Raw genomic sequence first — 10,000 nt, forward strand, 5'->3', positions numbered from 1 at the left:
TTGGAAAATATTGCGGATCTATGGAATAAAGCGTTAAGCAATATTGAAAAAAAAATCAGCAAACCTAGCTTTGATACATGGCTTAAAGCAACGAAGGCACATGCCCTTCAAGGTGACAGCCTAATCATAACAGCTCCTAATGAATTTGCTCGAGACTGGTTGGAAGAACGATATTCCCAGCTTATTTCGGACATTCTTGAAGAAATAACTGGTGAAGAGCTTGGTGTAAAATTTATTATTCCTCAAAACCAAAAGGAGGAAGAATTTGATCTTCAAATCTCCTCTAAACAAAAGAAAAAAGAAGAAGAAACAACCGAACAAACAATACTGAATTCTAAATATACTTTTGATACGTTTGTAATTGGTTCTGGGAACCGCTTTGCACATGCTGCTTCTTTAGCAGTAGCTGAAGCACCGGCTAAAGCTTATAACCCGCTTTTTATTTACGGGGGTGTAGGTCTTGGAAAAACTCACTTAATGCATGCAATCGGGCATTATGTTTTAGATCATAATCCTTCAGCAAAGGTTGTTTATTTATCTTCGGAAAAGTTTACAAATGAGTTCATTAATAGTATTCGAGACAATAAAGGTGCAGAATTCCGTGATAAATACCGGAATGTTGATGTACTTCTCATAGATGATATTCAGTTTCTTGCTGGAAAAGAATCAACACAGGAAGAATTTTTCCATACATTTAATACTTTGCATGAGGAAAGCAAACAAATCATTATCTCCAGTGACAGGCCGCCAAAGGAGATTCCAACTTTGGAAGACAGGCTTCGTTCACGGTTTGAATGGGGACTAATAACGGATATAACTCCGCCTGACTTAGAAACAAGGATTGCCATTCTTAGAAAGAAAGCAAAAGCTGATGGGTTGGACATTCCAAATGAAGTCATGCTTTATATCGCGAATCAAATTGATTCCAACATCCGTGAACTAGAAGGTGCACTTATAAGAGTTGTTGCATATTCCTCCTTAATCAACAAAGACATTAATGCAGATCTTGCGGCAGAAGCATTAAAAGATATTGTCCCTAGCTCTAAGCCGCGCGTCATAACAATACATGATATTCAAAAAGTAGTCGGGGAACATTTCAGTGTGAAATTAGAGGATTTTAAGGCTAAAAAAAGAACGAAATCCATCGCTTTTCCTAGACAGATTGCCATGTACTTGTCACGTGAACTTACAGACTTTTCCCTTCCGAAGATCGGCGAAGAATTCGGCGGAAGAGATCATACTACAGTTATCCATGCACATGAAAAAATCTCAAAGCTCCTTGTATCTGATTCGCTTTTGCAAAAACAGCTAAAAGAAATCAACGAGCTCTTAAAAGTATAAAGCTGAATACTGTGCATAACTTTAACCAACTTAGACACAGTCTATCCACATGTGGATAGACTGTGTTTCCTTTGAAAAAGCGAGTTATTCACAAATTAACAGGGCCTACTACTATTACTACGATCTTTAAAAGAAATATTATTATAAATACGCAATAAAAAAACTAATGATAACGGAGGATCAATTAATGAAATTTATCATCCAAAAAGATAATCTTGTCCAAGGGGTACAAGATGTAATGAAAGCCATAACTAGCAGAACAACAATTCCAATTCTGACAGGGATAAAAATCGTAGCAACAGAAGAAGGTGTTACATTAACAGGAAGTGATTCAGATATCTCTATTGAATCCTTTATTCCTAAAGAAGAAAATGATTCTGTCATTGTGGAAATTCAACGTCCTGGATCAATCGTGCTGCAAGCTAAATTTTTTAGTGAAATCGTTAAAAAGCTTCCTACTAGCCAAGTAGAACTTGAAGTAGATAACTTACAAACGGTAATTCGTTCAGGGAAATCGGAATTTAACTTAAACGGTCTTGATTCTGAGGAATATCCACATTTGCCTCAAATATCAGAAGAAAATATCTTTAAAATTCCAACTGACCTGCTAAAAAACATTATCAAACAAACAGTGTTTGCAGTGTCCACCTCAGAAACACGCCCGGTGTTGACAGGTGTAAACTGGAAGATTGAAAATGATGACTTAATCTGTATTGCAACAGATAGCCATCGACTTGCATTAAGAAAAGCAAAAATTGATTCAAATACGGAACAGTCATTTAATATTGTGATTCCTGGGAAAAGCTTAAATGAGTTAAACCGTATTTTAGATGACCATAACGAACCGGTTGAGATTGTTGTGACAGAAAACCAAATTCTATTTAAGGCGAAGCATATCTTATTCTTCTCTCGCCTGCTTGAAGGGAATTATCCTGACACAAATCGTCTAATTCCGACAGAAAGCAAAACGGAAATAGTTGTGAATGCAAAAGAATTCCTGCAATCTATTGATCGTGCATCCTTGCTTGCAAGAGAAGGACGGAATAATGTCGTTAAATTCTCCACCATTGGAGAGGATGTAATTGAAATTTCATCTTTTACGCCTGAAATTGGTAAAGTTGTAGAGGAGCTAATCAGCGAGTCTATTCAAGGTGAAGAACTGAAAATATCTTTTAGTGCCAAATATATGATGGATGCTTTAAAGGCTTTAGAAGGAACGGAAGTGAAAATTAACTTCACTGGTGCTATGCGACCGTTTGTAATCAATCCGTTAAATGATGATTCTATCCTTCAGCTAATTCTTCCAGTGCGAACATATTAACAGCTGCCTAAAGCTTATAGGGTGTCCCATAGGGGCATCCTATTTTCCTTCATGAATAATATATTTAGGCAAAGCAGGAATTATGAATGTTTTTTATAGACGAATTTAATGCCTAAATGTTCGTCAAAATCTCTTGAAAATGTGCTGAATACTACTAATTTATAGAAATATTTCAGTTTTCTTTGTGTATCGTTAAATAATTTAGTAAAATAAAGAGATACGATTAAACTTGAAAGAGTGAAAACATGAACAATCAAATTAAAATTGAGACGGAATATATAACATTAGGCCAATTCTTGAAGGTTGCAGATATTATCCAATCTGGAGGAATGGCAAAATGGTTTTTAAGTGAACATGAAGTATTTGTCAATGGAGAACAAGATCAGCGCAGAGGCAGAAAATTAAGGTCAGGCGATAAGATTGAAATTCCCTCTATTGGTACATTTACAGTTCTGTAAAAAAAGGATGATCCCTTATGTTTATTGAGCAGCTGCAATTGAGGAATTACCGTAATTACGAGCACCTGGAAGTGGAATTTGAGAATAAGGTAAATGTCATTCTGGGAGAAAACGCGCAAGGCAAAACAAATGTCATGGAATCCATCTATGTTTTAGCAATGGCAAAATCCCACAGAACTTCAAATGATAAAGATCTTATTCGCTGGGACTCAGATTATGCTAAAATAGAAGGTAGATTAAAAAAAGCACATGGGCCGCTACCCATGCAGTTAGTTGTGTCTAAAAAAGGAAAAAAAGCTAAGTACAATCATATTGAGCAACGGAAGCTAAGCCAATACATCGGCAATATGAATGTTGTGATGTTTGCTCCGGAAGACCTAAATCTTGTTAAGGGTAGTCCTCAAATTAGAAGAAGATTTATTGACATGGAAATCGGGCAGATTTCCCCTGTTTATTTGCACGATATGAGCCAGTACCAAAAGATTATGCAGCAGCGAAACACTTACTTAAAACAACTGCAGATGAATAAACAGTCAGATCATACAATGCTTGAAATACTGACAGAGCAGTTTATTGATATGGCAGTGAAGATAGTATCAAAGCGTTTTGAATTCCTGGAACTTCTGGAAAATTGGGCAATCCCAATTCATAAAGGAATTTCAAGAGGACTGGAGACATTACAAATTCAGTATAAACCCTCGGCAGATGTATCAGAAGATCTAGATTTGTCGAAAATGAGAAGAGTATACGAAGAAAAGTTTGCCAGTGTGAAAAAAAGAGAGATTGACCGAGGTATGACCTTGTTCGGTCCCCATCGAGATGATTTATTGTTTTTCGTAAATGGAAGAGATGTTCAAACTTTTGGTTCACAAGGTCAGCAAAGAACTACAGCACTTTCGATTAAAATGGCAGAAATCGAACTCATACATGCGGAGATCCGTGAGTATCCTATCCTTTTATTAGATGATGTGCTCTCTGAATTAGATGATTATCGACAATCTCATCTTTTGAATACCATCCAAGGAAAGGTACAAACATTCGTGACGACTACGAATGTGGATGGAATTGATCATCAAACATTAAAAGAAGCATCTACATTCCAGGTGGAAGCAGGAACGATGAAAAAGATTCAATAGCTTTGAGGTGAAAAAGTGTACGTTCATATTGGTGAAAATGTACTTATAAGAACTGTAGATATCATTACAATTTTAGACAAACAAACAATTGGTTCCTCTGAGATTACAACTGAATTTTTAAATACGCAAAAAGAGACAACAATAAGTGGCGACAGTAAAGCTTATAAATCTATTGTTATAACAAAAGATGCCATTTATTATTCTCCAATTGCTTCCAATACACTAAAAAGGCGATCATACAGACTGACAGCTCAGGAGTATTAGCAATTTTAAGGTCTAATAGGATAAGCAAAGAGTAAATTTTTGGATGTCAATAGAAAGTAAGGTGATCAATTTGTCAATGGAACATGATCCAATGGAACAACAATCATATGATGAAAGTCAGATACAGGTACTTGAAGGGTTAGAAGCGGTCCGCAAAAGACCAGGGATGTATATTGGTTCAACAAGCGGTAAAGGCTTGCACCATCTTGTATGGGAAATTGTAGATAATAGTATTGATGAAGCACTGGCAGGTTACTGCGATGAAATCAACGTCATTATTGAAAAAGATAACAGCATTACAGTTAAGGATAATGGACGTGGTATTCCTGTCGGGATTCATGAAAAGATGGGAAGACCTGCAGTTGAAGTAATCATGACAGTACTTCACGCCGGTGGTAAATTTGGTGGCGGAGGATACAAAGTATCCGGAGGTCTTCATGGTGTAGGTGCATCTGTTGTTAACGCCCTTTCATCCGAGTTGGAAGTTTTTGTTCACCGGGATGGGAACATATACTACCAACAATATAAAAAAGGTGTTCCTCAGGAAGATCTTAAGATTATCGGTGAATCAGATGTAACAGGTACAACAACAAGATTCCAACCGGATAGTGAGATTTTCAAAGAAACTCTCGTCTATGATTATGAAACATTGGCAAACAGAATTAGAGAGTTAGCCTTCTTGAATCGCAATATTAAAATTACCATTGAAGATACAAGAGAAGGTATGGAGAAGCGTAAGGAATATCACTATGAAGGTGGAATAAAGTCCTACGTTGAGCATTTAAACCGCAATAAAGAGGTGCTGTTTGAAGAGCCAATCTATATTGAAGGAGAAAAAGACGGCATTACTGTCGAGGTTTCACTCCAATATAACGATGGCTACACAGGCAACATTTTCTCGTTTGCTAATAATATCAATACACACGAAGGCGGAACACATGAATCCGGTTTTAAAACTGCATTGACTCGAGCAATTAATGACTATGCAAGGAAAAACGGAGTGCTTAAGGATTCAGAAGCAAACCTTTCAGGAGAAGATGTCAGGGAAGGGATTGTGGCTATCGTTTCAATTAAGCACCCTGACCCGCAATTCGAAGGACAAACAAAGACAAAACTAGGCAACTCAGAAGTTCGGGCAATCACTGACACAATCTTTGCTGATCATTTTGAGAAATTCTTGCTTGAAAATCCTTCAGTAGCTAGGAAAATTGTTGATAAAGGTCAAATGGCATTGAGAGCTAGAATTGCTGCTAAAAAAGCAAGGGAGTTAACGCGTAGAAAAAGCGCCCTTGAAGTTTCCAGCTTACCTGGTAAATTAGCAGATTGCTCGTCAAAAGACCCTGCAATAAGCGAATTATTCATAGTTGAGGGTGATTCTGCAGGCGGTTCAGCAAAATCAGGAAGAGACCGGCATTTCCAGGCAATCCTGCCGTTAAGAGGAAAAATCCTGAATGTTGAAAAGGCTAGATTGGATCGTATCTTATCCAATAATGAGGTTCGTTCTATGATTACCGCTATTGGTACTGGAATTGGAGACGACTATGATATTTCAAAGGCTAGATATCATAAGGTTGTTATTATGACAGATGCGGACGTTGACGGTGCACATATTCGAACACTGCTGCTCACTTTCTTCTACCGCTATATGCGGAAAATTGTAGAAGCTGGATATATTTATATTGCTCAACCACCGCTTTACAGTGTCAAGCAAGGGAAAAAGCTTGAGTATGCATATAATGACCGCCAATTGGCTGAGGTACTTGAAAAATTGCCAGCATCACCAAAACCGAATATCCAACGCTATAAAGGTTTAGGTGAAATGAATGCAGAACAGCTGTGGGATACGACAATGGATCCTTCCACAAGAGTGTTGCTGCAGGTAAGCCTAGATGACGCAATCGAAGCGGATGAGACATTTGAAATGCTAATGGGTGATAAAGTAGAACCACGCAGAAACTTTATCGAAGAAAATGCAGTATATGTGAAAAACCTGGATGTTTAAGATAAATGCAAAAGAATGACTATGGTGCTAAAGGAGATTTAGCACCTTGCGCTTTGCTTAAGGAGGTTCCTATATGGCTGATATGCCGAATTCTCAAATTAAAGAAATAAATATAAGCAAGGAAATGCGTACATCCTTCTTGGATTATGCGATGAGTGTCATTGTTTCCCGTGCACTTCCAGATGTTCGAGATGGACTTAAACCTGTTCACCGCCGGATATTATATGCTATGCACGATTTAGGAATGCATTCTGACAAACCGTTTAAGAAATCTGCTCGTATTGTTGGGGAAGTAATTGGTAAGTACCATCCCCACGGTGATAGTGCTGTATATGAAACAATGGTTCGTATGGCGCAGGATTTCAACTACCGTTATATGCTGGTAGATGGTCACGGTAACTTCGGTTCAGTTGATGGCGATTCTGCTGCAGCGATGCGTTATACGGAAGCAAGAATGTCCAAAATAGCGATGGAGCTGTTAAGGGATATCAACAAGGATACTATCGACTACACAGAAAACTTCGATGGAGAAGAAAAGGAACCTGTTGTTTTACCATCCCGTTTCCCAAACCTTTTGGTAAACGGAACAAGCGGGATTGCAGTTGGTATGGCTACAAACATACCGCCGCATCAGTTAGGAGAGGTTATTGACGGTGTTTTGGCTGTCAGCAGAAACTCTGATATTACAATTCCCGAATTGATGGAAATAATACCTGGTCCTGACTTCCCTACAAGTGGAATGATTGTCGGGAGATCTGGCATCAGAAAGGCTTACGAGACAGGCAGAGGCTCTATCATTGTTAGAGCAAAAGTGGAAATCGAAGTAAAGCCGAATGGTAAAGAAGTAATAATCGTCAAAGAAATCCCTTATCAGGTTAATAAAGCTCGTCTAGTAGAGCGAATTGCTGAGTTGGTTAGGGATAAGAAGATTGATGGTATTACAGACTTAAGAGATGAATCAGACCGTAATGGAATGAGGGTTGTTATTGAAGTTCGCAAGGATGCAAATGCTAATGTGCTGCTGAACAACTTATATAAGCACACAGCCATGCAGACAAGCTTTGGTATTAACTTGCTTGCGCTAGTGGACGGACAGCCTAAAGTGCTTAACTTAAAGCAATGCCTTGTTTATTATTTGGATCATCAAAAGGTTATCATTCGCCGCCGTACTGAATTTGAGTTGAGAAAAGCAGAAGCGCGCGCTCATATATTAGAGGGCTTGCGCATTGCACTTGATCATTTAGATGAAGTAATTGCCTTAATTCGCGGTTCTAGAACAACAGATATTGCTAGAGAAGGATTAATGAGCAATTTCAATCTGTCAGAAAAGCAAGCTCAGGCAATCTTGGACATGCGTCTGCAAAGATTAACTGGACTTGAAAGAGAAAAGATAGAGGAAGAATACAAGGAATTAGTAGCATTGATTGCCGAGTTAAAATCTATTTTAGCTGATGAAGAAAAGCTGCTTGATATTATCCGTGAGGAGCTCCTTGAAGTAAAAGAGCGTTTCAATGACAAACGCCGTACAGAAATTGTAGCGGGCGGAATTGAAAATATCGAGGATGAAGATTTAATTCCAGAAGAAAATATCATCATCACACTAACTCATAACGGTTATATTAAGAGATTGCCTGCGTCTACTTATCGCGCTCAAAAACGCGGTGGCCGCGGTATTCAAGGTATGGGAACAAATGAAGATGACTTTGTGGAACAGCTTAGCACAACTTCCACTCATGATACGATTCTATTCTTTACGAATAAAGGGAAGGTATATCGCCTTAAAGGCTATGAAATCCCTGAATTCAGCCGCACAGCCAAGGGGATTCCGATTATCAACCTCCTTGGAGTAGAGAAGGATGAATGGGTGAATGCTATCATACCAGTCTCAGAATTTGTCGATGATTGGTTCCTATTCTTCACGACTAAGGAAGGAATATCAAAACGTTCTCCGCTATCATCATTTGCAAATATCAGGAATAACGGGCTAATTGCCGTTAACCTAAGAGATGGAGATGAATTGATTTCTGTACGTCTCACTGACGGTAACAAGGAAATTATCATTGGAACTAAAAATGGGCTTCTAATCCGTTTCCCAGAGACAGATGTTCGCTCTATGGGTAGAACAGCTACTGGTGTTAAAGGGATTACCCTATCCTCTAATGATGAAGTTGTTGGTATGGAAGTGTTAGAGGAAGGTTCAGAAATTCTTATCGTGACGAAAAATGGTTACGGAAAGAGAACATCTGCAGAGGAATATAGAATCCAAGGAAGAGGCGGTAAAGGTATTAAGACTTGCAATATTACTGACAAAAATGGACCGTTAGTTTCCATGAAGGCAGTAAATGGTGAGGAAGACCTGATGCTAATTACTACGGGCGGTGTCTTAATCCGTATGGCTGTCGGCGATATATCATCTATGGGTAGAAGCACTCAAGGTGTTAAGCTGATTAAGCTTAATGAAAGTGAAAGCGAATTTGTAGCAACAGTCGCTAAAGTGGAAAAAGAAGAAGAAGCTGAAACAGAAATGCCTGAAGAAACAGCGGAAGATAGCACAGTATCTGATGCTGCTGAAACAGAGGAGTAAGAAGCTGCCAAAAGCAGCTTCTTTTTTTCGCTCTGGACATTTAAATGGTATAGGTAATATGACCCTTATAATCCCAAAAATAAGAATTTTCCAGTATTTTTTTTAAAAATAAGGTTATCATTTCAATAAAAAATAAAGTAGAATATAGTATAAAAGTCCTTATGAGGGTGGAGTAATACATGAATGTAAGTGTTAATCGTTTAATGGCCGGGTGCATCTTAGCAGAAGATGTTTTCAGCATGACGAATAGACCGATAATAACTTCTAAAACTGTATTGACAGACGAGCATATAAATCTTCTTAAAGCATTTCAAATTGAGACGATAGAGATTGAAAATACTCAGATTGATGGAAACTTTCTCGATGAGCTTAAAGAGGAAGATAGTGCAGGATTGAAAAAGAAAGAAGAGAGTTTCTTTGATAAATTTCTTCTTGCTGTTAACCAGTACAAAAAGGAGTTTCGTTCTTGGCAGTATGGTGTACCGCTGAATATTCCTGCAGTTCGCACAATAATGCTGCCGCTATTGGAGGATTTAGAGCAGTATAGCAAGGAAGTATTTTCTTTATATCATTTATCTAATAAAAAAGAATATATCTATCAGCATTCTGTTGCAGTAGGTGTTATTAGTGCTCTTATAGCAAAAAAAATGGACTACAGTAAAGGGGAAATCGTCCAAATCGCTATGGCCGGCTGTTTAAGTGATGCAGGGATGTCAAAAATACCATCTAACTTAATTACAAAGGAAGAACCTTTGACGGAAGAAGAATTTGAGGAAGTGAAAAGACATACAAGCTATAGTTTGCAAATGCTGCCAGAGCATGCTCTCTTAAAAAAAGAAACAAGACTTGCTATACTTCAGCATCATGAAAGACTTGATGGGAGCGGTTATCCAT

8 protein-coding genes (1 of these 8 cut by a window edge) are annotated in these 10,000 nt (G+C 38.1%); all 8 read left to right on the forward strand.

The features are described 5' to 3' along the window. Positions 1-1,341 (forward strand): chromosomal replication initiator protein DnaA (gene dnaA, locus MKX82_RS00005; protein ID WP_445738820.1); only part of this gene is annotated, 1,341 nt, incomplete at its 5' end. Positions 1,342-1,528: 187 nt separating this feature from the next. Then, complete coding sequence (gene dnaN / locus MKX82_RS00010; protein ID WP_233319097.1) at positions 1,529-2,662, forward strand: DNA polymerase III subunit beta; 1,134 nt, start codon at positions 1,529-1,531, stop codon at positions 2,660-2,662. A 245-nt stretch (positions 2,663-2,907) separates the two neighbouring features. After that, a complete protein-coding gene (gene yaaA, locus MKX82_RS00015) occupies positions 2,908-3,120 on the forward strand; it encodes a S4 domain-containing protein YaaA (protein WP_233319099.1) in 213 nt (70 codons plus the stop codon). A gap of 17 nt (positions 3,121-3,137) precedes the next feature. After that, on the forward strand, positions 3,138-4,256 hold the full coding sequence (recF, locus tag MKX82_RS00020) for a DNA replication/repair protein RecF (RefSeq protein WP_233319101.1): 1,119 nt from the start codon (positions 3,138-3,140) through the stop codon (positions 4,254-4,256). A 15-nt stretch (positions 4,257-4,271) separates the two neighbouring features. Continuing rightward, positions 4,272-4,520 (forward strand): extracellular matrix regulator RemB, encoded by a 249-nt coding sequence (gene remB / locus MKX82_RS00025; protein WP_233319102.1) that lies wholly within the window; start codon positions 4,272-4,274, stop codon positions 4,518-4,520. A gap of 76 nt (positions 4,521-4,596) precedes the next feature. After that, positions 4,597-6,522 (forward strand): DNA topoisomerase (ATP-hydrolyzing) subunit B, encoded by a 1,926-nt coding sequence (gene gyrB, locus MKX82_RS00030; RefSeq protein WP_396953844.1) that lies wholly within the window; start codon positions 4,597-4,599, stop codon positions 6,520-6,522. Positions 6,523-6,595: 73 nt separating this feature from the next. After that, positions 6,596-9,106: a DNA gyrase subunit A gene (gene gyrA, locus MKX82_RS00035; RefSeq protein ID WP_233319103.1), complete on the forward strand. Its 2,511-nt coding sequence runs from the start codon at positions 6,596-6,598 to the stop codon at positions 9,104-9,106. A 179-nt stretch (positions 9,107-9,285) separates the two neighbouring features. After that, on the forward strand, positions 9,286-10,000 hold the 5' portion of the coding sequence (locus MKX82_RS00040) for an HD-GYP domain-containing protein (protein WP_341074440.1). The gene runs 365 nt beyond the window's last position; 715 of the gene's 1,080 nt are visible here — the first part of the coding sequence; it begins with the start codon at positions 9,286-9,288; its stop codon lies beyond the right edge, outside the window.

It is taken from the genome of Niallia sp. FSL R7-0271 (assembly GCF_038005785.1).
GTDB lineage: Bacteria > Bacillota > Bacilli > Bacillales > Cytobacillaceae > Niallia.

Coding starts and splice junctions, on each gene's coding strand:
- dnaN (WP_233319097.1), top strand. CDS start 1,529: ATGAAATTTATCATCCAAAAAGATAATCTTGTCCAAGGGGTACAAGAT.
- yaaA (WP_233319099.1), top strand. CDS start 2,908: ATGAACAATCAAATTAAAATTGAGACGGAATATATAACATTAGGCCAA.
- gyrB (WP_396953844.1), top strand. CDS start 4,597: ATGGAACATGATCCAATGGAACAACAATCATATGATGAAAGTCAGATA.
- gyrA (WP_233319103.1), top strand. CDS start 6,596: ATGGCTGATATGCCGAATTCTCAAATTAAAGAAATAAATATAAGCAAG.
- recF (WP_233319101.1), top strand. CDS start 3,138: ATGTTTATTGAGCAGCTGCAATTGAGGAATTACCGTAATTACGAGCAC.